At 45.0% G+C, this 26,664-nt stretch carries 24 protein-coding genes; 15 read left to right on the top strand and 9 right to left on the bottom strand.

Annotation, left to right across the window (positions count from 1 at the left end):
- The first annotated feature begins 51 nt into the window (after positions 1-51).
- The 8 genes from OGY01_RS11590 (at position 52) to OGY01_RS11555 (ending at position 9,825) form a co-directional block, all read left to right on the top strand.
- Complete coding sequence (locus OGY01_RS11590) at positions 52-2,607, top strand: glycosyltransferase (RefSeq protein WP_286493129.1); 2,556 nt, start codon at positions 52-54, stop codon at positions 2,605-2,607.
- A gap of 220 nt (positions 2,608-2,827) precedes the next feature.
- Positions 2,828-4,018: a UDP-N-acetylglucosamine 4,6-dehydratase gene (locus tag OGY01_RS11585; RefSeq protein WP_286493128.1), complete on the top strand. Its 1,191-nt coding sequence runs from the start codon at positions 2,828-2,830 to the stop codon at positions 4,016-4,018.
- Between the two features lie 14 nt (positions 4,019-4,032).
- Positions 4,033-5,184, top strand: coding sequence for a LegC family aminotransferase (locus OGY01_RS11580; RefSeq protein WP_284097337.1), 1,152 nt, complete (start codon positions 4,033-4,035; stop codon positions 5,182-5,184).
- 11 nt (positions 5,185-5,195) lie between these two features.
- Positions 5,196-6,344, top strand: coding sequence for a UDP-N-acetylglucosamine 2-epimerase (gene neuC, locus OGY01_RS11575; protein WP_286493127.1), 1,149 nt, complete (start codon positions 5,196-5,198; stop codon positions 6,342-6,344).
- Between the two features lie 6 nt (positions 6,345-6,350).
- Entirely contained in the window at positions 6,351-7,424 is a 1,074-nt protein-coding gene (neuB, locus tag OGY01_RS11570; protein ID WP_286493126.1) for an N-acetylneuraminate synthase, read from the top strand.
- Entirely contained in the window at positions 7,417-8,073 is a 657-nt protein-coding gene (locus OGY01_RS11565) for an acetyltransferase (protein ID WP_200041912.1), read from the top strand. Before neuB ends, OGY01_RS11565 begins: the two co-directional genes overlap by 8 nt.
- A 10-nt stretch (positions 8,074-8,083) precedes the next feature.
- The gene (locus OGY01_RS11560; RefSeq protein ID WP_200041911.1) at positions 8,084-9,136 is read left to right on the top strand and encodes a nucleotidyltransferase family protein; all 1,053 of its coding nucleotides are present in this window, start codon (positions 8,084-8,086) and stop codon (positions 9,134-9,136) included.
- A complete protein-coding gene (locus tag OGY01_RS11555) occupies positions 9,133-9,825 on the top strand; it encodes an acylneuraminate cytidylyltransferase family protein (RefSeq protein ID WP_284097341.1) in 693 nt (230 codons plus the stop codon). Before OGY01_RS11560 ends, OGY01_RS11555 begins: the two co-directional genes overlap by 4 nt.
- Before the next feature lie 135 nt (positions 9,826-9,960).
- Here OGY01_RS11555 and OGY01_RS11550 read toward each other — a convergent pair whose 3' ends face one another.
- Genes OGY01_RS11550 through OGY01_RS11510 form a run of 9 tightly spaced genes read right to left on the bottom strand, consistent with a single transcriptional unit; the run spans position 9,961 to position 19,778 of the window.
- Entirely contained in the window at positions 9,961-11,094 is a 1,134-nt protein-coding gene (locus tag OGY01_RS11550) for a hypothetical protein (protein WP_200041909.1), read from the bottom strand.
- Between the two features lie 8 nt (positions 11,095-11,102).
- Entirely contained in the window at positions 11,103-13,169 is a 2,067-nt protein-coding gene (locus tag OGY01_RS11545) for a glycosyltransferase family 9 protein (RefSeq protein WP_286493125.1), read from the bottom strand.
- Positions 13,170-13,211: 42 nt separating this feature from the next.
- Positions 13,212-13,652 (bottom strand): flagellar export protein FliJ, encoded by a 441-nt coding sequence (gene fliJ, locus OGY01_RS11540; protein WP_045449451.1) that lies wholly within the window; start codon positions 13,650-13,652, stop codon positions 13,212-13,214.
- Positions 13,653-13,654: 2 nt separating this feature from the next.
- Positions 13,655-14,995: a flagellar protein export ATPase FliI gene (gene fliI / locus OGY01_RS11535; RefSeq protein WP_045440130.1), complete on the bottom strand. Its 1,341-nt coding sequence runs from the start codon at positions 14,993-14,995 to the stop codon at positions 13,655-13,657.
- Entirely contained in the window at positions 14,988-15,698 is a 711-nt protein-coding gene (fliH, locus tag OGY01_RS11530; RefSeq protein WP_045440128.1) for a flagellar assembly protein FliH, read from the bottom strand. The genes fliI and fliH overlap by 8 nt, the downstream gene beginning before the upstream one ends.
- 3 nt (positions 15,699-15,701) lie before the next feature.
- On the bottom strand, positions 15,702-16,718 hold the full coding sequence (locus OGY01_RS11525) for a flagellar motor switch protein FliG (RefSeq protein ID WP_045440125.1): 1,017 nt from the start codon (positions 16,716-16,718) through the stop codon (positions 15,702-15,704).
- Entirely contained in the window at positions 16,696-18,378 is a 1,683-nt protein-coding gene (fliF, locus tag OGY01_RS11520) for a flagellar basal-body MS-ring/collar protein FliF (protein ID WP_286493124.1), read from the bottom strand. The genes OGY01_RS11525 and fliF overlap by 23 nt, the downstream gene beginning before the upstream one ends.
- A 4-nt stretch (positions 18,379-18,382) precedes the next feature.
- Positions 18,383-18,745 carry a flagellar hook-basal body complex protein FliE gene (gene fliE, locus OGY01_RS11515; protein WP_286493123.1) on the bottom strand — a complete coding sequence of 121 codons (363 nt, stop codon included), beginning with the start codon at positions 18,743-18,745 and terminating at the stop codon, positions 18,383-18,385.
- Positions 18,746-18,791: 46 nt separating this feature from the next.
- Positions 18,792-19,778 carry a sigma-54 interaction domain-containing protein gene (locus tag OGY01_RS11510; RefSeq protein WP_045440118.1) on the bottom strand — a complete coding sequence of 329 codons (987 nt, stop codon included), beginning with the start codon at positions 19,776-19,778 and terminating at the stop codon, positions 18,792-18,794.
- 610 nt (positions 19,779-20,388) lie between these two features.
- Between OGY01_RS11510 and OGY01_RS11505 the strand changes: the two genes are divergently transcribed.
- The 7 genes from OGY01_RS11505 to OGY01_RS11475 are packed head-to-tail and all read left to right on the top strand — an operon-like array spanning position 20,389 to position 26,646.
- Positions 20,389-21,252 (top strand): FliM/FliN family flagellar motor switch protein, encoded by an 864-nt coding sequence (locus OGY01_RS11505; RefSeq protein WP_045440116.1) that lies wholly within the window; start codon positions 20,389-20,391, stop codon positions 21,250-21,252.
- Positions 21,245-21,616: a FliM/FliN family flagellar motor switch protein gene (locus OGY01_RS11500; protein WP_045440114.1), complete on the top strand. Its 372-nt coding sequence runs from the start codon at positions 21,245-21,247 to the stop codon at positions 21,614-21,616. The genes OGY01_RS11505 and OGY01_RS11500 overlap by 8 nt, the downstream gene beginning before the upstream one ends.
- Positions 21,613-22,371, top strand: a complete 759-nt coding sequence (gene fliP / locus OGY01_RS11495; protein ID WP_045440112.1) for a flagellar type III secretion system pore protein FliP — start codon at positions 21,613-21,615, stop codon at positions 22,369-22,371. The genes OGY01_RS11500 and fliP overlap by 4 nt, the downstream gene beginning before the upstream one ends.
- A gap of 12 nt (positions 22,372-22,383) precedes the next feature.
- The gene (locus OGY01_RS11490) at positions 22,384-22,656 is read left to right on the top strand and encodes a flagellar biosynthetic protein FliQ (protein WP_045440110.1); all 273 of its coding nucleotides are present in this window, start codon (positions 22,384-22,386) and stop codon (positions 22,654-22,656) included.
- Between the two features lies 1 nt (position 22,657).
- The gene (fliR, locus tag OGY01_RS11485; RefSeq protein ID WP_045440107.1) at positions 22,658-23,440 is read left to right on the top strand and encodes a flagellar biosynthetic protein FliR; all 783 of its coding nucleotides are present in this window, start codon (positions 22,658-22,660) and stop codon (positions 23,438-23,440) included.
- Positions 23,430-24,569 (top strand): flagellar biosynthesis protein FlhB, encoded by a 1,140-nt coding sequence (gene flhB / locus OGY01_RS11480; RefSeq protein WP_045440105.1) that lies wholly within the window; start codon positions 23,430-23,432, stop codon positions 24,567-24,569. The genes fliR and flhB overlap by 11 nt, the downstream gene beginning before the upstream one ends.
- A complete protein-coding gene (locus OGY01_RS11475) occupies positions 24,553-26,646 on the top strand; it encodes a flagellar biosynthesis protein FlhA (RefSeq protein WP_045440103.1) in 2,094 nt (697 codons plus the stop codon). The genes flhB and OGY01_RS11475 overlap by 17 nt, the downstream gene beginning before the upstream one ends.
- Positions 26,647-26,664: the final 18 nt, after the last annotated feature.

The raw sequence follows: 26,664 nt of genomic DNA, 5'->3' as shown, positions 1-26,664 counted from the left end.
TTGGCCGGGCGAAATCCCGGTCCTTTTTCGATCCGCGAAATGCAAACCATCATGCCCAATACCGCTAAAACTCGCACCACGCTGCCTGACATCGTTAAAACGTTAGAAACTGGTCGTGAAAAACCGTTTGTTAGCGTCGTGACCCCAACCTGGAATCGTGCCGCTTTTCTACCGTATTTACTTTACATGTATCGCTACCAGGACTACCCCGCGGACCGCAGAGAACTGGTTATCCTTGATGATTCAGCGCAAAACCATTTATCGATTATTGAGCAACTCACACAAGGGCATCCTGAAAAATACAATATTCGCTATATCCACCACCCGGAAAAACTGGATCTGGGGAAAAAGCGTAATATGCTCAACGCGCTGGCAAAAGGTGAATATATTCTCTGCATGGATGACGATGATTATTATCCGGCAGATAAGATCTCTTACACCATTGCGATGATGCAACGTCACCGGGCATTAATATCCGGCTCGGACCAGATCCCAATCTGGTACAGCCACATAAATCGGATTTTCAAAACCCGCAGCTTCGGCCCGCAAAATATTCTTAACGGCACCTTTTGCTATCACCGTAATTATTTGAAAAAGCACCGTTATGATGACGCGTGTAACTTAGGTGAAGAGGAAGGATTTACCAATAAATTTACAGCGAATCCACTGCAATTGCCCGGGGAACGCACCATCCTTTGCGTCTCACACAGCCAGAATACCTTTGACAAAGACTTTGTCCTGGGTTCCAGCCAGTCCACAGGGGCCAGCCTTGACGAGTACATTCCCGACCCCATGCTCAAAACATGGTATTTGAGTCTGCATAACGCAACGCATAATCAACCTATCCAATGGAGCGGTATTGATCAGGCGGTGATCGTCAATTTAGATAAACGTCCGGATCGTCTGGCGCTTATTCAGCAGGAGCTGGCGCAACTGAATTTTCCAGCCAGTAAAATAACCCGCCTGACGGCATGTGATGAAAAAAATGGTCAATGGGGTCGCCGCCAGTCCCATTTACAGGCGCTTAAACTGGCGCAGCAGCAAGGCTGGAAAAACTATCTGTTGCTGGAAGATGACACCGTCATCCTGAAGCAGGAAAAACACATCCAGGTGCTGAATAACCTACTCGCAGCCCTGCCCAAATTACCGTGGGAAGTGATCCTACTTGGCGGGGAAATTAAACGTGGGAATGTCCTTAAAAGTCTCAGCGGTATAATCCATGCACGTGACTGCAATAAAGTTTGCGCCTATCTGGTGAATAGCCATTATTACAACGAACTGGCTCAGCAAATGGAACGCGACCGCTCAGACGCACCTGAGGAGCAATGGCAGTCGTTACTGCGTGAAGGAAAATGGCTGGCCTGTTATCCAAGCATTAGCTATCAACGTGCAGGTTACAGCGATATTGAGAATAAAGAAACTGACAATATTGGTTTTTATTTCAATAAAATCAATCAAATGCCAACTGACACGAATAAGAGAAACCAAACACTCGCCAATAACGTAGGCGAAACGATCGGTTTCTTTATGGAAACAGCCTTCCACTATCAAATTTATCGCCCCATTATTGCTTCGCTTCAGTCACAAGGACAGCGCTGTGCGTTGTTAGTTAACGATCGCGTGGCAAAACCGCTGCGAGACGAGATGCTGAATTTACTTAAAACCATCAGCCATTCAGATCTTGGCGGAAATTTGCTCTCCCACGTTCTGGCGCAAGGACAGCGCTATAAATGTCTGGTAAGCCCTTACTATATTGCAGAGCTGGATGGTCTGGCCGGCATACATATTCGCGCCATTCATGGGCTCGCAAACGCACAATGGAATCATGCATGGTGGAACACGTTTTACCAGCAGATACTTTGTTATGCATCTTACAGTCAACGCGCGTTGGATATTAATGGCAGCGCCAAAATCGTAGGCAATCCACGCTTTGATGACTGGCATAGGAAAAGTGAAAAAGCCACTCTACCGTCAGCACTTAAACTCGATCCTAAAAAACTGACAATTTTGTATGCACCAACATATGGTGCATCCAGTTCAGTTCCTCACTGGGCGGAAAAGCTGTCGCGTCTGGGACATGACTACAACCTCTTGTTACTGACCCAACACAGAGTTCCTTATGGAAGTGATGGAGAAAAATGGCTGGCTCTCTGTAATCGCTGCTTTAAAAAGCAGATTGCTGCACATGATCATATTCCTCCAGCATTAGAACTGGCTGACTACATTCTCACTGACAGTGATGAATATGTATTTGATGCTTTCCATCTCAATAAACGTGTTATTCGGCTTGATGAGTCTGGGGCAGAAAAGCCAACAGATAACCGAAATATGGCAACAGACATTCATAAAATAGCACCTGTTGCCAATGATATGAATGAATTAAGACTATTTCTTTCCAATGTTTACGACTGGTCGGCACAACAAATAGCAGTCGACAATATTCGCCATCAGTATTGCGATGCTTTTATGGATGGCAACGCAGGGGAAAGAGCGGCATCAGCTATCGTTGAAGCGATAACACAGAGTGAAACAATAAAAGAGAATTTATTATTAGCGAGTCTGCAAGAAAAGCTGTTCTCTAAAAACATATTGCTCACAGAAAAATAGATTCATATTTGCAAAATAGATTGCCAGTAAAACTGGCAAAAAAATTCAAACACCCCCAGGTTTTACAGAATTAGAACACTGTAAAATCAGGGCGGTAGCGTGCCTGAAATTAATAAAAGCGTGCCAACCATTTTTTGCGGCATACATCTTGTTACTCTTTGGCATCGTTCTAAAGTAATCGATACATTACAACAAATTATTTTCGATCTGCAGGTTTACAATGACTACTGTTTCACAATTAATAGGCAGAGAATATAACATATTTTCTGATGACATCAGCGCACGTCAAAATGAACTACAACAAATAATATCTGGCTCCAGTTTTCTCGTTCTCGGTGGCGCGGGTTCTATCGGTCAGGCTGTAGTCAAAGAGATCATAAAACGTCAGCCAAGAAAATTACACGTCGTCGATATCAGCGAAAATAACATGGTCGAACTGGTTCGCGATATCAGAAGCTCATATGGCTATATCAAGGGTGATTTTCAGACATTTGCGCTGGATATTGGATCTCTCGAATATCATGCTTTTATCAACGCGGATGGTGAATATGATTACATTCTCAACCTTTCGGCACTCAAACATGTCCGCAGTGAGAAAGATCCCTTCACTTTGATGCGTATGGTTGAAGTAAATATACTTAATACGCAAAAAACAATTCAACATGCTATCGCAGCGAAAGCGAAAAAATTCTTCTGCGTTTCTACAGATAAGGCAGCCAATCCAGTCAATATGATGGGGGCTTCGAAACGCATAATGGAAATGTTTTTGATGCGCCAAAGTGAACATATCGAGATCTCAACAGCCCGTTTTGCCAACGTCGCATTTTCTGACGGCTCGCTGTTACATGGCTTTCAGCAAAGAATAAACAAACGCCAACCTATTGTAGCGCCTAATGATATAAAACGTTATTTCGTGACTCCGCAAGAATCAGGTGAACTTTGTCTACTGTCTTGCATTTTCGGAGAAAATCGGGATATTTTTTTCCCAAAACTGGATGAAGAACAACATTTGATATCATTTTCAGATATTGCTGTGCGTTATCTGGAACAGCAAGGATATACACCCTGGCTGTGCGAGTCCGAAGATGAAGCCCGCACACTGGCTAACTCCCTGCCGATAAAGGGAAAGTGGCCATGTCTGTTTACTTCCAGCGACACCACCGGTGAAAAAGATTTTGAGGAATTTTATACAGCGAATGAAAAAATAGATCTGACTCATTTTTTGAAAATTGGCATCATTAAAAATGAGTTAAATTACAACCATGAATTATTACAGCACTTTGAATATCAAATTCACAAATTGCGTAGCACTCTTCACTGGAACAGAGAAGATATCATTAAATTATTTATGACAATGCTCCCTGATTTTAAACATAAAGAAACCGGGAAATACCTTGATAGTAAAATGTAATAAAGGTGCGCTGTATGAATACCCTGTCCGTTGTCGAATTCATCCGTGATATATATAGATCCAACGATTTCATTCCATTACATGCACCATCCTTTGATGGCAATGAAAAGCGCTATGTCCTTGATACACTGACCAGTACTTTCGTCTCCAGCGTTGGTAAATATGTTGATGATTTTGAGAGTAAAATACAAAACGTTACGGGAGCTTCACGCGCCGTCGCAACAGTAAATGGTACGACAGCGCTCAGTACTGCCCTCTATCTTGCAGGTGTGAAGCCGGATGATCTTGTCATCACCCAGGCACTGACTTTTGTTGCGACCTGCAATGCGCTTTATCACCTTGGTGCAAAACCTGTTTTTATCGATATCTCCAGCACCAGTTTGGGACTTTGCCCCACTGCCATGGAAAACTGGCTAGCAGAAAATGCAGAGCTTGTTGAAAACGTTTGCATGCACAAGAAAACGCGTCAGGTTATTCGGGCAGCAGTCCCTATGCATACTTTCGGTCATCCTGTAGAAATAGATGAGATTATCTCGGTGTGCAACAAATGGCATATTACATTAATTGAAGATGCCGCTGAAAGCCTGGGCTCGTTTTATAAAAATGCCCATACCGGGACATTTGGCAAATATGGAATTTTAAGCTTCAACGGAAACAAAATCATCACTACTGGTGGCGGCGGTATGGTGCTGTGTAACTCTGTCGAGGCTGGCATCAAGGCAAAACATATTACCACGACGGCAAAAGTTCCTCACCCCTATGAATTCTATCATGATGAGCCCGGATTCAATTACCGTATGCCTAACCTCAATGCTGCTCTGGGTTGTGGTCAAATAGAAATGCTGGAGGTTTTTCTTCAACAAAAGAGAATCCTCGCAAAAAATTATGCTGATTTTTTTGCCGGTTCTCGGTTTAAATTCGTTGAGGAACCTGTATATGCGCGTTCGAATTATTGGCTTAATTCTATTATCTGCGAGAATAAAGATGAGCAGGATGCTTTTCTTTCCCAAATGAATAATTCGAAGATTATGGTTCGTCCGGTATGGAAACTGATGCATCGATTACCCATGTTCGCGCAAGCTATGCGCGATGAATTAAAACAATCAATCTATATTGAAGAGCGCCTGGTAAACTTACCGAGTTCTGCATCCCATTTATTATCATGACCACAAAGAAAATGAAAATCGCGGTCTTTACCGGTACGCGTGCAGAATATGGGTTGCTGTATTGGCTGATGAAAGATATCCAGGATGCCCCCGATCTTCAGCTCCAGTTACTGGTCAGCGGGATGCACCTTTCACCAGAATTTGGCCTGACCTGGCAGCAAATAGAGCAAGATGGTTTCAGGATTGATGAGAAAATCGAAATCCTGCTCTCCTCAGATTCGGCCGTCGGGGTAGCCAAAAGCGTGGGGTTAGGCATTTTGGGATTTTCTGATGCCTTAATACGGTTACAACCTGATGTATTACTGCTGTTAGGCGACAGATTTGAAGCACTTGCCGCCGCGCAAACGGCGATGTTCCTGCGTATTCCAGTTATGCACCTCCATGGCGGGGAAATAACGGAAGGAGCGTACGATGATGCCATCCGTCATGCCATCACCAAACTGAGTTATCTTCACGGCGTATCGACTGAAGAACATCGCCGTAGGGTTATTCAGTTAGGCGAAGAGCCGTCCAGAGTCGTAAATGTGGGGGCAGTCGGTCTTGACCATCTCAACAGAAGGACGTTTCTGACAGTAGAAGAACTGGCTTGCTCACTTAATTTCCCATTACAGCGTCCCTTCTTTCTTGTGACTTATCACTCCGTCACATTAGGGTATGAACCGCCGGAAGAAAGCTTCAACATATTATTAGCTGCGCTGGATGCATTTCCAGAATATCAGGTTATTTTGACCTGGCCTAATGCCGACGATGGAGGCAGAAAAATTATTTCTCTGATAGAAAAATATGCTCAGAGAGATCGAGAGAGAATCTTGGCAATTCCTTCTCTTGGGCAACATCGTTATCTCAGCGCCGTCAAAAACGCGGCTGTTGTCATCGGGAATTCTTCCAGTGGAATTATTGAAGCCCCTGCATTTAATACACCCACAGTAAATATTGGTGAACGACAGCGAGGCCGAATAGCAGCCAAAAGCGTACTCAATAGTCCTGTCACGAAAGAAGAGATTACTCAAACAATTAAACAAGCTATTAATCATGCGTACACATCTCCAGGTGAAACCATTGTTAATCCCTATGGCAAAGGAAATGCCAGTGAAAAAATCCTGGCAATGATTAGAACAACTCCATTTTGCCAGCAAAAAATATTTTATAATTTGAAGTGAATTGATATGACATTAATTATTGCTGAAGCCGGTGTTAATCATAACGGCGATGAAAAGCTTGCTTTTGAACTTGTTGATGCTGCGTATAAAGCAGGCGCAGATATTATAAAATTTCAGACATTTAAAGCCAAAAACCTTGTTACCGGGCATGCCCAGCAAGCAGCGTATCAGATCGCCAATACGCAAAAGCGGGAATCACAACTCGAAATGTTAAGCCGGCTTGAGCTCTCCTGGGAGACACATCATGCACTGGTTAATTACTGCAATTCATTGGGTATCGAGTTTCTTTCTACGGCATTCGACTCTGAAAGTCTCCATTTCCTTGTAAGCGAACTGGGGTTAAAACGCTTAAAATTACCATCGGGCGAGTTAACAAATGCGCCATTAGTCCTGGAGTATGCCAGAACTGGCTGTGACATTATTATCTCTACAGGAATGGCTTCATTAGCTGAAATTGAGGCTGCGCTGGCAGTGGTCGCTTTCGGCTATACCACGTCAGAAGATACAGTCCCATGTGCAACTGCCTTTGAACAGGCTTACATTTCAAGTGCAGGCCAAAAAGCACTAAAGCAAAAAGTTACCCTACTTCATTGTACGACAGAATACCCGGCGCCGATAAACGAAATTAATTTACGTGTTATCGATACATTACATTCAGCATTCGATCTTCCCGTAGGTTACTCGGACCATAGCGAAGGAATATTTGTCCCTGTTGCCGCAGTTGCCAGAAGAGCTACCGTCATTGAAAAACATTTTACCCTCGACAAGAATATGACAGGTCCGGATCACAAAGCCTCTCTCGAACCCACTGAATTAACTGAAATGGTCAAAGCTATTCGCCAGGTTGAACAGGCTCTGGGGCATAAAATTAAAGCAGCCACCACCTCTGAAATTAAAAATAAAGATATTGTCAGGAAAAGCTTAGTGGCTGCCAGAGATATTAATACTGGTGAGCAATTTACCGAAGAAAACGTTGTTATTAAGAGGCCGGGGAACGGTATGTCACCGTATTTATATTGGAGTGTTATCGGTAAAAGATCAACCCAGAGCTATCACTCCGGAGATCTTATCATTGAATAAATCATCACGAAAAATAGTTATGCTGGGTGCTGGTGGACACGCATCTGTCTTGTTCGACATACTGTGCAACAATAACGAAACCGTGCATCTTATCGTGACCAGTAGAGTCCAAAAAACACGATCTTTATTCAATGGCATAAGCATAATTGACGACAATTCGTTTATAAAAAAATATAGCCCTGAAGAGGTTATATTAGTTAACGGTATCGGTATGCTGCCTCACTCTGCGCTCAGAGAAAACATTTATACTGATTATACGAAACAAGGGTATCAATTCAAAAATATCATTTCCGAGCAATCAATAGTATCACCATTCGCCTTATTGGACGCTGGTGTTCAAATTCTCCCCGGTACAATAATTCAAGCAGGAGCTCATATCGGCGAAAACTGCATTATCAATACACGCGCAGTTATTGAACATGATTGTACTATTGGTCCACATAACCACATAGCCCCCGGAGCGGTTCTCTGTGGCGCAGTAGTCACCGGGAAAAGGACCTTCATAGGTGCTGGATCAACTGTCATACAAAATATAAAAATCGGAGATGACGTTATTATTGGAGCAGGCACAATCATAACAAATGATGTTACGGCTAAATATATAGTACACCCCCAACACCAAAACCATTTTAGACATCGCCCACTTTAAGGTATCCCACATGAAAAAAAACTGGGGAAAAATAGTTCTGTCGTCAGAACATTCCGTATTAGATGCGCTCTCAGTAATAAATGACGGTGCACTTAGAATATGTTTAGTTGTTGATACAGATGATAAACTTTTAGGCGTAATTACCGATGGTGATATTCGCCGGGCGATATTAAAAGACATATCGCTCCATGAAAAAACTTCATCTATTATGAATCGTCAACCCATTACCGTATCCAGTAATACTTCTCATAAACAGCGTCGAAAAATAATGCAAGCGCAAAGTATTCTGGCATTACCCATAGTAGACGCTGAGAATAAAATTCTCGGGCTAGAAACCTGGGAAAAAGAAATATCCACCCCCGCATATGAGAATCCTGTATTCATCATGGCCGGAGGGTTAGGGACACGGCTAAGACCGCTAACTAATGATTGTCCAAAACCAATGCTAAAAGTGGGAGATAAACCTATCCTTGAAATATTGTTGACACAATTTATTAAATCTGGGTTTAAAAACATTTATATATCCACATACTACATGGCGGAAAAAATTATCAGCTATTTCGGCGATGGTTCAGACTGGGGGGCAAATATACAGTATGTTCATGAAGATAGTCCTCTGGGTACCGGCGGTGCATTAGGTCTGTTACCTGATAATATACAAAAACTACCCTTGATTATGATCAATGGTGATGTATTAACAGATACCGATTTTGTACGTCTTCTTGAATTCCATCTGGAAAACAACCCTATAGCCACAATGTGTGTCCGACAGTACGAATACCAGATTCCTTACGGAGTTATCAACAGTAGTGGAAATCGGATTGTAGATATAAAAGAAAAGCCAGTACATCACTACTTCGTTAATGCCGGTATTTATGTCATTAGCCCAGAATTATTTCTACAGGTTCCTAAACACGAAAGAATTGATATGCCTTCGTTACTTGACCAGCAAATATCTGAATCTCATGACGTACTCATGTATCCATTACACGAATATTGGCTGGATATTGGACGCATGGACGACTTCCATAAAGCACAACATGACGTCAAGGAATTAGTATGAGAGCACTGAATGTAGCTATCATCCCCGCCAGAGCAGGCAGTAAACGCTTACCCGGTAAAAATATAAAATTACTCGCAGGGAAACCATTGATTGTCTGGACAATCGAAGCCGCGATAACCAGTAATTTGTTTGATGTCATATTAGTGACTACGGATTCTGAAGAAATAGCCAACATCGCACGCGCCGCGGGTGCCAGCGTCCCTTTCTTAAGGCCCAGCGAACTCTCAACAGACACATCTTCTACCAATGAGGTCATCAGCCATGCTGTCGACTGGATTGAGCAAAATGTGGGGACAGTGTCATGTGTAACGTTACTACAGCCTACATCACCTTTACGTACTGCAGATGACATTGCGCAGGCGATGAACATGTATGATACGAAACAAGCATCAGCGATCGTTTCTGTTTGCCTGACAGAGCATCCAATTCAATTTTGTAATACGCTCCCGATAGATTTATCAATGGCCGGATTTATTAAGACTCAAAATAACAAACGTTCGCAGGAACTTGAACCATCCTGGAGATTGAATGGCGCAATCTATATTTTCGATCGAAAATACGTCAGTAATCTAACTAATCTGTATGAGCAAAACACATTTGCTTATATCATGAAAAGAGAAAGCTCTATCGATATAGATCAGGAATTAGATTTTATATTGGCAGAGATAATTTTATCTAAACCATCCTGATTTTTATATGTAGAACACTCCCACTCAATAATCAAACCAGACTGTATCCACTCTCCGCAGAATAGTATTCTGTTCGGGGGCACCGCTGTGCTCCCCACGTCACAGAACGCTACATTAAAATATCGCCCACTCTAATCACAAATATATAACCTTATCCATCTCAAATGCGTTATATTTATTGGCAATATCACAAAATATTTTATTATCCATTTCAGCCTCACTACCTTTGAGAATAACGAATTCAACATTGATATCTTTCATGCAAAAAAAAGTTGAGCTAAACTCCCCGCCTACATTATGCGGAAGTAAATTAAAGGAGCTTAAAAACTCAATTGGGATTTCATCAGGGACACAAAGGACATCATTACCTATCGCCTGACTGATTTCATGATTTAGTTTTTTATTCTCTGGATGTCCTTTGAATATAACTTTCGCAGAATCTGGAATTTTCCCATCAGTTTTTAGTTGTTGGATTAATGCAATAAGTCGTTGGTGATAAGTCATCGCCTTCACTGGATCCAGACAATAACTTGTGACAAACATCAAGGCATTAGGATCCTTATTAAGCTGTTCCAGTTTGTGATATAACGCCATGGGGAAGTTGACCAGTTTAAGTAACAGTTGTTGCTCTTCTGGCGTAATAATTTTTTGGAGATTAAAATTAGTATATATTACGTGCCGTTCTATTTTATTATAAAATGCATTAGTGTTGTTTTTTTTACGTGAACTAATAAAGTAATATTGAGTATCAACCAAATAGTGCCAGATATAGTTATCAATAATATTCCAGGTATACTCTTTACTTTCTGTTGCTTTCAGCACTGCCAGTAATTGTTTTTTTCGCTGCTGCATCAGATGATCAAAAGCTACTGAGTCAAGCGACTCAATAGCGTCGCGTTCAATTAATGAACCTGAACCATCATCATAAAGATGCAACTTAATGTTATCAAGCGAGAAAAATGGCGCAAGCAACTTCATCATCGGAAAAAGAATGTCTCGCTCACGATGTATATTCGTATGGACTTCAACTCGTGAAGGTTGTACGCCTTTGATAAAGTTAGCCATTGCGGTTAACTTTTCATTCAGACCAATATTAACATTATCAATAAAAACAGTATTTTTCTTATTGGTGTAATTTGTATTAACTTTAAGTCTTTGAAAAGCAATGATATTAACAATATTATCATTCTTATAACTTCTGATATAGTTCAAAAGTTGCTGAGTCAGCGGAAGTGATGCCGGCTCGATATAAAGCTTGACCGTTTTCATTGAATACTCTAAATATAATCAGGTAATTGATCGATAAATTTCTTTGAATCTAAAAATCGATTTATCTCTCGGTAAAAATCGTTCACTTTATACTTTTCAATACAAGAGTAAGTCTTATTATTTGGGCACCACGCATCAAATGTGCCACGAGTATCAAGTGGGTAATATTTTGCACAATGGACATACTGGCAGGACAAATTTATAGCCAGTGCATTCCAGCCCAGGATACCGTGCCGATATGGCAAGCGGTATTTACCCGGAACCACAGAATAGAGCCCACAGATAGCAATATCAGTTGCCGCAGCTAAAGCAACAGGCCCAGAGTCACAGGCAACAAGCAGAGACGATCTTGACATCAAGTAGACAGTTTCACCCATAGTAAATTTATCAATTGCATTGAATACCCTGCTACTGCCAATCTCTACCGTTTTTTTATGGGTGTAGAAATTATTATTAGCGCCAATCAAAACAACAGACCAACCATCATTCAGGAACAACTCTATTAACGCTTCCCATGAAGCTTTTGGCCACGTTCTGTTTGGAACGCCTTCATTTGGATGAATCAGTACAACTTTACTGGTGAGATTGTTACTCTCAATAAACCCATCAACTTTTTTCTTATCTATATCATCTAGTGACAAGACAATTTCTTTTCGGGTATTGCTGATATTTTTCTTGTTATAACAATCTAGAATAGAGTCGATTTGATGTTGTGACGCAAAAATATGCGCCCCGGAACATGGCTGGTGATATTTACCAAGGATGGTAGAGATATAGATATCTTCCTTCATCGTTTTATCTAAATTGTCCCTATCCCAAACAGTATCAACATAAGGGCATAATACTAATAATTCATGATAAATTTTAGGTGCCAGTAAAATGAATGCCCCGGATAATTCACGCCTAAGGGCATTCATGCTGCCAATAGCAAAAAGAGCATCACCCATTGACTCGCCAATATAAAAAATATGTTTCTCAGTGTAATTTTTTTCTAACCGTTTTTGCGTTTCGTCGATAAATAAAAATGGAATACTCTTGCTATAATGAGAACGGAGAAAATGGCTTAACCTGATATTTTCAGGGTGTTTTTTATGCTCATGGAAGTATACGCTTTTTACTTTTTCACTGTCACAGGAAAAAATCGAGAGTGAGCATAGTCCATAAATAACATCAGGGGATACCCCCGCAATTGTTAATAATTCCGGGGTTATAGCATCTGGCAAGCGGATAAAATTTACTGTTGGGTAAGATTTACTGTCGATACTTCCCGTATAATTAATTAGAAATACGAATTCGAAGCCCTGTTCCAGTACACCTTGCAACAGGACAGTATCTTTATCTTCTTCGCCCAACGGAAAATCGGCACCATCATCAATAAAGAAGAGAGTTTTCTTCTGCTCACATATTTTCTTAATTAAAGCAATAGTATTATTTTTAACCCCTGACAATGAAGTTAACTGTGCTAATAGTATTTCATCGGCATAAGCATTCAGGTGGTCAGCATAATGATAATGAGATGCTGAAAACAGTGATTTATCAGCATTTAGATACAGCCTGTTAAAAAAATAATGTGTATCAACGATGTAATTGAAAAGATAATTATATATTGCATGCCAGTTACTATTGTCATCAACTGTCTTTTGTTTTAGTTTTTCAGCAAAATCAAGATAACGCAAACCTTTACCCAACAGATTATTTAATTGTTGGCGGTATGCAATATCATTAAAACTGGCCTCATACAAAAATAATGATAATTGCATTCCACATGGCACATCCTGGTGAATTTTTTTCACCAGTGGATAATTAATATTTGCTGAATACTCAATAGCCGAGTGTATTCTTACTGAAGTGGCATTGATCTTTCTCGAGATATTATATATACCATCAATCCATGCGGGTGTTATACGGTCAGGAAAATCAAATGTATAAACATTTTTCCTGTTTGCTAATTCCGCTGGGGGCTTGCGTAAAAAGAAAAGCGAAACAGTATTATCATTATCGTTTTTTGCATAATCTATCAAATGATAAATATTATGTTGCTCATTGCCCCAGATATAAATATTTAAATTACGCAAAAATAACTCCTAATCGTATGTTCCGACTTTAGTAATGATAAATTATTGTCCCAACATCTTCTGTCGCAGCCAGCACTGTGTGGCAATTTCATCGACTGTTTTTTGTTCTTTGGCAAGCGCCTCATGGCTCAACGCATAGCGCTTTTCATCCAGTGTTATGGAGACAATTTTCTCTTCGCAGGCAGCAGAAACCAGGTTTTTCTGAATACGCAATTCTTTAATTTTGGCCAGCGTTTTCTCCTGTTCCTGCCAGGCGATTACCGTACGTAGCGTGCCTTTATATCCGGTCACATTTTTCAGAGACTCAGCAGAAGGAAGGTCGACACCGGTGGTGGTTTTTTGAATGAGGTAGCCCAATGCTTTGATATTATTTTCGTATCCGGCACAAACCTGCTGCTGCTGAGCAAGTTGTACCGTCATGTCTTTTACCGATTTGTCTCGCAGGCGCTGTAACTGCGCAAGCGTATCAATAATCTGCCGCATCATTATTTACCTTCTGTTTTCTTTGCGACCGGGAAAAGGGTTTGCAAGCGGCTTTGCACCAGTTCGAGGGAAGCAGGCTCGCTGACTTCCTGGCGTAAAAAACGCTCAATAGCGGGGAATACTTTGACGGCTTTATCTACGCCAGGATCGGCGCCTGCCACATATCCACCTAAAGGGATCAGCGGCTTAATATCCATGTAGGTGGCATAATTTTGCTTGAGTAGCCGGGCAGACTGTTGATGCTCATAGCTCGTCACCTGTGTCATGCAGCGGCTGATCGACTGCCCGATATCAATCGCGGGATAATGGCCGGATTCCGCCAGTTTACGGGTCAGAACGATATGCCCGTCCAGCACCGCTCGAGCGCAATCAACGATCGGATCCTGCTGATCGTCACCTTCCGCCAGCACGGTGTAAATGGCGGTCATTGATCCTTCACTTTCACTGTTGCCCGCACTCTCCACCAGTTTTGGGATCATGCCAAATGCAGAAGGAGGATAGCCTTTGGTCGCTGGCGGCTCTCCCAGCGAGAGCGCAATTTCACGCTGGGCCATGGCATAGCGCGTTAATGAATCCACCAGCAGTAAAACGTGGTGCCCGCGGTCACGAAACCAGGCGGCGATAGAGTGGCAAAGCTCTGTTGCTTTTAAACGCATTAACGGCGATTCATCCGCCGGCGCGGCCACAATAATCGATTTTGCCAGGCCTTCCGCACCCAGTGAGTGATCGATAAATTCTTTCACTTCACGACCACGCTCACCGATCAACCCAACCACGACGATATCGGCTTTGGTCTGTCGAGTGATCATTCCCAGCAGCACACTCTTCCCGACACCGCTGCCGGCCATTAACCCCACACGCTGGCCTTTGCCGATCGTGAGTAACCCATTGATGGCTTTGACACCCACATCAAGCGGCTGGCAAACCGACTGACGCGTGAGTGGGTTAATCGAAGGAGCCTGAGGCGGCAGAACATCATTACCGTTCAGACGCCCTTTAGCATCCAGCGGTTCCCCCAAACCGTTGACGACCCGACCCAGCCAGCTTTCGCTAATCAGGATCTCCTGAGCTTTTTCTTCAGGGAACACGCGCGCACCCGCCATCAACCCTACGGGATGTTTGAAAGGCATCAGGTAGGTGATATCCCGATTAAAGCCAACCGCCTGGGCATCTATCAGCGTATGGTTGGCGCTTTCGACGCGGCAAAGCTGGCCGGTCATCAGCGGACACCCCACGCTTTCCAACAAAATACCGTTCACTCGTACCAGTCGTCCCGCAATCCGGGCTAACGGGATAGCTTCAATAGAACGCAATGCATTATCGAAGAACGAGAGATCACTCATTCTGCGGCTCCGGGCTCAACGTCTCTTTTAATGCAGTCATGCATTGGTCGAGTCGATGTTCACAGCCTATATCCAGTTCAGACTTATCAGTAATGACCCGACACTCACCCGCCTGTAAATCCGGAGACGGTGTCAGCCCCCATTCGTTGACCTTTTCCGGTGCCGCATCCTTGATGCGATTAAACTCTTCATTACTCAGCAGCACCTGTAACGACTCAGGCATGGTCGGGAAAGCAGAGAGCGCCTCTTCCACCAGCGACAATAGCTGAGTTGGCTGTAGTGCCAGTTCACAACGAATGACCTGCCGGGTCACCTTTTCCACCAGTTGCAGCAAATCTTCACGCTGTTTGCGCTGAATGTGTGCCAGAAAATCGTTCACTTTGCCGGAGATGTTGTCCAGTGGTTGCGCGGCCTGAATAAACTGTTTGCGTCCTTCCTGTTGTCCCGCCAGACTACCTTCGGTATACCCCTGGCGCTGGCCCTCTTCGCTCCCTTTTTGATGCCCTTCCTGGAAACCTTGTTCCTGCCCCTCAGCCATTCCCTGTTCAAAGCCTTTTTGCATCCCTTCCTGGAAACCGTCCATTAACTGGCGCTGGTAATCCGCTGGCGTAATACCCGGTGTTAGCTGCTCCGTCTGCAGATGGCGCTGGCGAGGAGGAAAACGGTGTAATCGGTAACGACCACGAATGGTTTCAATTGCCATGTTTTACTCCGCCGTCTGTTCAGCAAACAGCTGTAGCTGAATTTCACCCGCTTCTTCCAGCTCGCGGGCAATTCCCATGATTTCACGGCGGATTTGTTCAATTCGACTGACAGGCACCGGACCCAGACGCGAAGTAATCGACTCCAGCTGCTGAACCTGACGTTTTGGCATCACGGCATAAATAGAGCGACGCAGTAGCACCTCAGTGCCTTTGAGCGCCACCGCCCAGTCTTCCATCGGAACTTCATCGAGAAGACGGCGGCGAACCTCATCACTCTGACGGCTGAGAATAAAGAAGTCGTACATTTCATCCTGCAACTGTTCCAGCACACCTTCATCGCGTTCACGGAGTTGATCGAGGATCAACTGCTGGTTACCCTGGAAGCGGTTAACAATATCCGCCGCCTGCTTGATGCCTTTCACTTTCGAGCCATGTTCGGACAACACAGACAACCCGCGTTCAATCAGGCGATCCAGTTCATCCACGACATCACGGTTTACGTCGTTCAGTTTCGCGACCCGATAGAGGATCTCGTTCTGGACTGACTCCCCCATATAAGACAGCACCGTGGCGGAAATTTCCGGTGTCAGGAATGCCAGGAATACGGCCTGCAATTGCAGGTGTTCTTCCGAGATCAATATCGCCAGTTGGCGGGGTTCAACCCACTGCAGACGCGACATTCGCGAACGGATCTCATCACCGTAGATCCCGTTTATGACGCTACTGGCGATTTCTGTCCCCAAAGCTTTATTCAGAATACCTTGCAGCATTGAACGTGATGCACCATTGATGCCGCTCTGCTCGCGGAATTCATCAAAAAAGTTATTGATCACTCTTTTCGCCATGCTGGTTTTCACGCCAGACAAACGCGCCATATTTTCACTCAGACGAACCACCTCTTCGCGACTGAGTTTCTGCATCACCGTGGCCGCCGCTTCCTCTCCAAGGCACAATAATAAAATTGCGGCCTGTTCCAGATAGCTGTTGTTACTGCCGTTACTTGTTGTCAATTCGCTCATTACTGGTTATCCATTGTCTGAGAACTTCAGCTACGCGATCGGTATCGCTCATCGCCAGTTTTTGCAGGAACTCCAGCTTCACTTCCAGCCCGGAACTCTGCGAGGGCAGGCTGTCGTCACCAGGGAAAGAAGGCAGTTCAATACTTTTACGTTCATCATCTGTCGCCGCAAAATGCGGCTCTGTCGCAGGAATAGCTACCGGAGAGCCCGCATTCAGCGCCAGTTCAGGTGCATCAGTTCTCCGACGATCGGCAGCCAGACGTTTCATTAGCGGACGGATTACAAACAACAGCAGCAATAGCGCCAGCAGGCCACAACCAATCAGGCGTACCCAGGCCCGAATATTGTCATCTTTCCATAACGGGATCTGCGGCTCAGCGGGTATCGACTGTGGAACAAAATTGAGCAACGATAGTGAAAGATTATCGCCACGCTTTGTATCAATCCCGGCAGCATTATTCAGCAGGGCTGTCAGTTGTTCAGTTTGTTCCGGTTTCCAGTTTTTCAGCGCAGGAGCACTCTGGTTGAGGACCACAGCCACATTCAGACGCTTAATATCGAATCCGGGGTGCTGAATATGCTCGACGCTACGGTCCCAGGAATAGTCACGCTTGTTTTCGCTATGCTTCGATAGCGCCTCTGGTTGGCGCGGTTCCTCTGCAGTATTCGCATTGGCACCATTTCCCGTCTGGTTTACAGCCGCTGGCGGACGGTTGCTTAACGAGCCTGGGATCCCCATCGCGATTTGATTTGTATCGCTATCGAGAATGGTTTCTTCGCGATTCACCTTCGGCGTGTCGCCATAATGTTCCTGCGTCTCGTCGATATTGCTGAGATCGAGATCCGGCATAACGCTGACCCGGTAGTTGCCTGTTCCTACCAGCGAGTCGAGGACATTTGCCATACTGGCACGAGTTTTATCCTGAATATCCTTGAGGATCTGGTCGCGTTTACGCGTCGCTGCAGAAACAGCTTCTCCTGCTCCAATACCGTCGGACAATAGGTTGCCGGCCTGATCGACGACGCTGACCGTTGAAGCATTCAGATTGGGAACGCTGCCAGACACCAGATGCACAATGGCATTCACCTGGTCTATATCCAGTTTGCTACCATAATGCAGACGCACAATGACCGAGGCGCTGTTTTTCGGTTCGTCGCTGACGACAAACGAACTCTCTTCGTTCAAAGCCAGATGCACACGGGCGCTTTCTACGGCATCCAACGTCATGATGCTCTGAGACAGTTCACCTTCCAGACTGCGTTTATAGCGGATGTTCTGCACAAACTGACTGGCACCCAGCACTTCATCTTTGTCCATCAGTTCATAGCCAGCAGGCAACATCGCCTGAACGCCTTTGGCCGCAAGCGCCATCCGCGTTTTAGAAAGCGCATTTTCCGGCACCAGAATCTGGCCGCTTTGCGGATCAATACGGTATTCCAGCTTTTCGCCATCCAACACGGTGACTATTTGTGAAACTGGGAGATTTTCTTGCCGACCATACAGCGAGACATAGCCGTGATTCCCGTTCCACAGGATGCTCACAATAATCGCAGTAGCCGCAATAGCTGCAGCTGCCAGTAACGCCCAGCGTTTATTACCCTCCAGCCTGAAAGAGAATGAAGGCAATAGCTGAGTAAACTTCTTTATTAATTCATTCATAGCGTTAGACTGACATGTTCATCAGGTCATTGAATCCGGAAGCGATTTTATTTCTTACCTGTACCAGCGCGGAGAAGGACAAAGACGCCTGCTGACCCGCAATCATTGCTCCCGCCAGGTCATCGCTTTTCCCCGTCTCAATAGCCGTTTGCTGTTGCTCCGCAACCTGCTGAAACTGATCAACATGGTTAAGCGCCCCCTGCAAGACCTGATTGAATGAAACCTGAGATGACGCCGACGGTGTGCCAACAACGTTAATCTGAATCGGCGAGAGTTCGGGCGCCTGAGCGACCGTTTTCATTTGCTGCATGTCCTGCATCATCTGCGTTTGCATCGTACTGGCTGGGGTGATCGTATTTATGCTCATGACCTACTCTTAAAATGAAAAAGCGCTCTATGTACAACAGACTGATTCAGGAGAAGATTTCTATTCCCTGTTTTCGCATTGACGCCAGACGATAGCGAAGCGCACGCGGGGTAATTCCTAATAAATCAGCAATCTTTGTTTTATTGCCCTGATATTTGCGCATCAGATCAGCAATGTATTGATACTGCGCACTGCGACCATGCTGGCCCAGATTGTCGCTTTCAGTTAATTGCAAACTGGGTTTAGGATGCCATTCCGGTTCGCTCCAGGAATCCGACTCAATTGACGGAAGACCTAAAGTGTCGGGATAAATCACCCCATCACGATTAAGGATCATGCCCCTTTGAATGGCATTTTCTAGCTGGCGTACATTTCCCGGCCACGCATAACTGAGTAATGCACGTCGTGATGATTCAGAGAGTTTGATATTCTTAGCCAGAACCGTGGAGTATTTTTTAATAAAGGACTCAGCCAGCGGGATAATATCTTCCATACGATCACGCAAAGGTGGCATAGTCACAGGAATCACCGATAAACGATAATAGAGATCCTCTCTAAATCGCCCCGCAGCAACCTCTTCTTCAAGATTCTTATTGGTACAGGCAATTAAGCGGAAATTCAGTTTTATTAAACGATTGCTGCCTAAACGTTCAACCTGTTGTTCCTGCAATACACGCAATATCTTAGCCTGCAGTGCTAAAGGCATATCACCGATCTCATCGAGCAGCAGCGTTCCATTATTGGCTAATTCCATTTTCCCCGGTACGGTTGCAACGGCTCCCGTAAACGCACCTTTGTCATAACCAAACAAAGTTGCCTCGAGCATATTTTCAGGAATAGCGGCACAGTTAACGCCGATATAAGGTGCACATTGGTCCTGCGGAAACGCAATAGAATGTATAAACTTGGCAACACATTCTTTACCTGTTCCCGTTTCACCATGAATAAGGACAGGAACATTAAAAGCAGCGATTCGCCTGGCCAGTGAAAAGGCATTGATGCTGGAAGCTGCTTCGGCAATAAGTTCAAACATGATTATCTTACACTTAGAAGTAAAGTTAACGTCCATTACGAGAAATATATAAATCATTCCAAAACACAATCATCGAATAATATAGATATCGCCCATGCCGTGTTTTAATCTCATCCTTGCTCATGTTTTACCGCGCTCTCAAAGCGTGGTCTTACCCAAGACTATGCTCAAATAAGGTTTTTCCTAAAAAAATACTACCACTGGTGGCGAAAACAATTATGAATTAAAAGATAATAAAAACATTATTCATTCAAAAACAGCAAGTTACAAAACCAACAGATCAAAAAACAAACAATCACAACGTACTAAAAGGCTTAAGTCTGAAAGAGGCGAACATCACGAATACGTAATTAATTATTTTTTAATTATAGGATCAGGATATTAATAACTTGCAGAAGAAGAAGACAGACTATCTAATGATAATCCCGCATCAAAGACGATCGTGGGCAGAGCATTTCATACGTTAGAACATTTCATACGTTAATGAACTCCAACAAGAGAATAGCGTCAGGGATGAACAAAAAATTAAATGGATTTGTATTTTCTTCAATAACTGCGGGATTTGATATCAATTCATCCGCCCACAAAATTACAGCTGAGAACGTGTACCATGCTGAAATATAGTCAAACACCCGGGATCTTTAAACTTGAAGGGAACCGGCTTGGGCGTCCATATCATCGTCTGCCGACTATGTTTACGGGTAATTTTGATACAATTGAATCACATCTCGGAAACTATTTCCTGAAAAAGCATCGCACAAATATAACACTCAGAAAAATACATTGTGAAATGGATGTTATAAATAAAAGTGCTGAGTTGTTAGTTTCTCAGGTCGGTCACCTGGCTTTTGATATAGATCGTTCGTTATTGTTAATGCTGTTAGGCAACTTTTACGGTTTGACATCATCACTGACTGACGAAACGCCGCAAGATGATCTACCGACAAAAACCGAAACCCGTCTGAAAAGCAGGCTGGCGTTGGATATCAGCAATATTATTTTTAATAAAAACATCTCTGGTATTCCACTCACACTCAAAGCCGACAGCAGTACAGTACAAACACATTGGGCCTATCAGCTCACCTTTATACTAGGCGACGATGAGAATTGCAGTTTCAGAATCTTACTGGACGATTCACACACGGATTACATTCTGAATTTAATTCGTCGTAGTGAACACGGCGAGAAAAAGAAGCAGGTCGATAAGATTGATTCTGAAACGCGTAAAAAATCGCTAGTCAAAGAAATCATTAATACGCTACCGCTGACCATGAATGTAAAGATTGCAGAGATCCCCTTAAATGTCGCCGACCTGACAACGATTAAGCCTGGGGACATTTTACCTATTGCGATGCCTGATAGCTTCCCTGTTTATATCGGGAAATCCGAATTATTTAATGCCCTGATCGTAGAAGATAAAGACAAACTGTTTTTATCCGAGTTAACGAGTAAGACTGAGAAATCCTATGAGTAAGCAAGAAGATATTTTAGAGCAAGGTTTCGAGTTAGCACCTGAAACCACAACGCCGCCCACTGCGTCAGTTACCGAAACACTGGTCGCGCGTTTAGAAGATCGTTTTTCAGAGTCGATGACGTTACTTAAACGCATTCCGGTGACATTAACACTGGAAGTCTCTTCCGTCGAAATCATGCTGTCCGATCTGCTGAATATTGACGACGATACCGTGATTGAAATGGATAAACTCGCCGGCGAACCTCTGGATATAAAAGTAAATAATATCCTGTTAGGTAAAGCTGAAGTGGTGGTGGTCAACGAAAAGTATGGCCTGCGCGTCCTTGAATTCAACACTCATGAAATCAATGACCTGGCACCATGAAACTCGCGTCAAAACTCACACTCACGCTGGGTATCTCATTACTCATCCTTTCTCCCTTTGCCTGCGCGCAAGGGGGAGAAATCACATTGCTGAACGTGATTTCTCACGGTAATAGCCAGGAATACAGCGTAAAAATACAGGTTCTGCTTCTGATGACCCTTGTGGGTATTCTGCCTACATTGGTACTCATGATGACCTGTTTTACACGCTTTATTATCGTGTTATCGCTATTACGCCAGGCATTGGGTCTGCAGCAAACACCGCCAAACCGCATACTTATTGGTATAGCGTTGGCATTAACCATGCTGGTTATGCGCCCAATCTGGATAAACATCTACGATCACGCCGTTGTTCCTTTTGAAAACGATCAGCTAACGCTCCCTGACGCACTAAGCACTGCCGCTGCGCCGCTGAAGCGCTTTATGCTGGCGCAGACCAACAAAAAAGCGATAACACAGATCATGACCATCGCCAATGCACAAGGTAACGCCGCCGATCAGGATCTTTCTATTGTGGTGCCAGCCTACGTCCTGAGCGAACTCAAAACGGCCTTCCAGATCGGTTTCATGATTTACATCCCGTTCCTTGTGATCGACCTGATCGTAGCCAGCGTATTAATGGCGATGGGGATGATGATGCTTTCTCCGTTGATCGTTTCCCTGCCCTTTAAGCTCATGCTTTTCGTGCTTATTGACGGGTGGGCGCTCACCGTTGGCACACTCACCTCCAGCATTCGCGGTCTGGGTCTGGGCTAACGGGGATCAGATATGTTAACCATTGATGTAGCAGCAGATATTGTCGCCAGCGGTATAAAGGTCGTGATTATTTTAGTCTGCGTATTGGTCGTTCCGAGCCTGTTGGTGGGTATCCTGGTCAGCATTTTCCAGGCGGTAACACAGATTAATGAACAAACGCTCAGTTTCTTACCCAGACTGATTGTCACCCTGGCCGTACTGGGTATTTGCGGGAAATGGATGATCGTCCAGTTAAGCGATCTCTGCGTTCATCTGTTCACTCAGGCCGCCATTTTGGTGCATTGAAATGCGCGAAACAGACATCACACAGTTAAGCAGCCTGATACTGGGCATGTGGTTTCCATTCGTGCGCATTATGGCGTTTATTCGCTATGTGCCGGTACTGGATAACGCAGCACTGACGATCCGCGTACGCATTATTCTTTCGCTGATGCTGGCCTTCATCATCACGCCGTTGGTCCCTCACCCCGTTCCCGACAGTCTGCTGTCGATAAACAGCATTATTTTAACCGTGGAGCAAATCCTGTGGGGAATGCTTTTCGGCCTGATGCTGCAGTTTTTATTTCTGGCACTCCAACTGGCCGGTCAGATCCTCTCATTCAATATGGGGATGAGTATGGCCGTGATGAACGATCCCAGCAGCGGCGCGTCAACCACGGTGTTGGCAGAAATGATCAACATTTACGCCGTGATTTTGTTTTTTGCCATGGACGGGCATCTATTGCTGGTGAGTATTCTGTTCAAGAGCTTTACCTGGTGGCCAATTGGCAATGCGCTGCATCCGCAGTCGTTACGCACAATTTCTCTGGCGCTGGGCTGGGTGTTAGCTGCAGCTACGCTGCTCGCACTCCCGACCACGTTTATTATGCTGGTCGTACAAGGCTGCTTTGGTTTGCTTAACCGCATCGCCCCGCCCTTAAACCTGTACTCGTTAGGCTTCCCCATCAACATGCTGGCCGGCCTGGTGTGTTTTGCCACTTTGCTTTACAACCTGCCCGATCACTATCTGCATCTGGCGAATTTTGTTCTGCAACAGCTCGACGCGCTGAAGGGGCACTATGGCGGATAACGGCAGCGAAGAAAAAACAGAAAAACCCTCGTCGCAAAAACTTCGCAAAGCCAGACAAGAGGGTCAAATTCCGCGTTCAAAAGACATGGGCCTTGCTGCCAGTCTTTTTGCCGCCTTTATGGTGATTTCCAGTAGTTTCCCATGGTATGAAGATTTCGTGCGCGAAAGCTTCACCAGCGTGCATCAGTATGCACAAGATATTAATAATCCAGACATTATCGGGCAATTTCTTGAGCATCATCTACTGATTTTAGGGAAATTCATCCTGACGCTACTCCCCATGCCCGTCGCCGCCCTGTTTGCCTCACTGGTGCCCGGCGGATGGCTATTTCTACCGAAGAAAATTTTGCCAGACTTCAGCAAACTAAGCCCGCTGAAAGGGATCGGTCGCCTGTTTTCAACGGACCACCTTATTGATACTGGAAAAATGACGCTGAAAGCATTAGTCCTGCTCGTGATGTTGTGGATTAGCCTGCGCAACAATTTCGCAGCGTTCCTTGGGTTACAGGAGTTGTTCTTTAAGCAGGCCATTACCGAAGGGTTATCGCTTTATAGCAGCGTGATGCGCAACTTTGTCATCCTGTTTATTTTCTTTGCCCTGCTTGATGTTCCTCTGAGCAAAAAAATGTTCCTCAAAGGACTGAAGATGACCAAGCAGGAAATTAAAGAAGAGTACAAAAATCAGGAAGGTAAGCCAGAAGTTAAGGCCAGGATCCGCCGTCTACAGCGTCAAATGGCGATGGGACAAATTCGTAAAGTGGTTCCAAAAGCCGATGTGGTGATCACTAACCCAACACATTACGCCGTGGCCCTCCAGTATGACCAGGCTCGTGCCGCCGCCCCTTTCGTTGTCGCGAAAGGGACCGATGAAATTGCATTGTATATCCGTCAGGTGGCAGCAGAAAACAAGATCGAAATTGTTGAATTTCCAAAACTGGCGCGCTCTGTTTATTACACCACCCAGATCAATCAACAAATCCCTTTTCAACTGTATCGGGCGATTGCACACGTCCTGACCTACGTACTGCAAATGAAACACTGGCGTGACGGTTCACAGGCACGCCCATCACTGAACAGACATATTTCCATTCCTAAAGAGGTTCTTAAACTGGATGCCGAAAACAACTAAGCAATTCCTCGCGCTATTGCGCAACGGTAATATCGGCGTGCCGCTGGTTATCCTGTCCATCCTGGCGATGGTGATCCTGCCATTACCTCCCGCCCTGCTGGATATTCTGTTCACCTTTAACATCGTGCTGGCGGTAATGGTGTTGTTGGTGGCTGTTTCTGCGAAACGTCCGCTCGAATTCAGCCTGTTTCCAACCGTCCTGCTGATCACCACACTGATGCGACTGACGCTGAACGTGGCGTCAACACGTGTGGTTTTACTCCATGGTCATATGGGAGCAGGTGCCGCCGGTAAAGTCATTGAGTCCTTTGGACAGGTGGTGATTGGCGGTAACTTTGTGGTCGGTTTTGTGGTGTTCATCATCCTGATGATCATCAACTTTATTGTGGTCACCAAAGGTGCGGAACGTATCTCCGAAGTTTCGGCTCGCTTTACGCTGGATGCCATGCCCGGTAAGCAGATGGCGATTGATGCCGATCTGAACGCAGGATTAATTAACCAGGCACAAGCGCAAATTCGACGTAAGGACGTGGCGGGAGAAGCCGATTTCTATGGCGCAATGGATGGCGCGTCTAAGTTTGTCCGTGGAGACGCCATCGCCGGGATGATGATTCTGGCCATCAACCTGATAGGCGGCGTCTGTATTGGGATATTTAAATATGACTTAAGTGCCGAAGCGGCATTCCAGCAATACGTACTGATGACTATCGGTGACGGTCTGGTCGCACAAATCCCATCTCTGCTGCTGTCAACGGCTGCGGCGATTATCGTGACACGCGTGAGCGACAGTGGCGATATTGCTACTGACGTGCGCAGCCAGTTGCTGGCAAGCCCATCCGTCCTTTATACCGCCACCAGCATTATGTTTGTGCTGGCGATTGTTCCGGGCATGCCCCACTTTCCGTTTCTGGTTTTCAGCGCCCTGCTGGGGTTCACCGCCTGGCGCATGAGCAAACGCCCGAAGGTTGCTGAGACCGAAGAGAAAAATCTCGAAACGCTGACCAAGACCATTGCCGAAACCACCGAGCAACAGGTCAGCTGGGAGACGATTCCTTTAATTGAACCCATTAGCCTGAGTCTGGGGTATAAGCTGGTGTCGCTGGTGGATAAATCAAAAGGGAATCCTCTTACCCAACGAATTCGCGGTGTGCGGCAGGTTATTTCAGACAGTAATGGCGTTTTGCTGCCAGAAATTCGCATCCGTGAAAACTTCAGGCTAAAACCAACGCAATACGCTATTTTCATCAATGGCATTAAAGCTGATGAGGCGGATATTCCATCGGATAAGTTGATGGCGCTGCCCTCCAGCGAAACCTATGGCGAGATCGACGGCATTTTAGGACACGATCCGGCATATGGAATGCCCGTTACCTGGATTGCGGCTGCGCAAAAAGCAAAGGCTTTAAATATGGGGTATCAGGTGATCGATAGCGCCAGCGTTATTGCCACCCATGTGAATAAGGTTATTCGCGGGCATATCCCTGACCTGTTTAACTATGACGATATTACTCAGTTACATAACCGCCTGTCATCGATGGCACCACGCCTGGCAGAAGATCTTAATACGGCGTTGAATTACAGCCAGCTGTTGAAGGTATATCGTACGCTGCTAATCGAAGGGGTATCCTTACGCGATATCGTCACCATTGCCACCGTACTGGTCGCCAGCAGTGCCGTGACGAAGGATCACATTCTGCTGACGGCTGATGTACGTCTGGCGCTGCGTCGCAGCATCACGCACCCGTTTATCCGTAAAGATGAGCTGGCTGTCTATACGCTCAATAATGAACTGGAGAATTTGCTCTCTAATGTGGTCAATCAGGCGCAACAAAGCGGAAAAGTGATGCTCGACAGCGTACCGGTCGATCCGAATATGCTCAATCAGTTCCAGACCAATATGCCGCAGATTAAAGAGCAAATGAAAGCGGCGGGTAAAGAACCCGTGCTGTTAGTCGCCCCACAATTACGCCCTCTGCTCGCCCGCTACGCACGGCTATTTGCGCCAGGCTTACAGGTGCTGTCTTACAACGAAGTCCCGGATGAACTGGAATTAAAAATCATGGGAGCGTTGAGTTAACGATTCCCCAGGCGGTAA

Origin of the sequence: Citrobacter sp. Cm038 (genome assembly GCF_030333105.1) — a bacterium.
Taxonomy (GTDB): domain Bacteria; phylum Pseudomonadota; class Gammaproteobacteria; order Enterobacterales; family Enterobacteriaceae; genus Citrobacter; species Citrobacter murliniae.
This window is presented reverse-complemented; position numbering and strand designations above follow the sequence as displayed.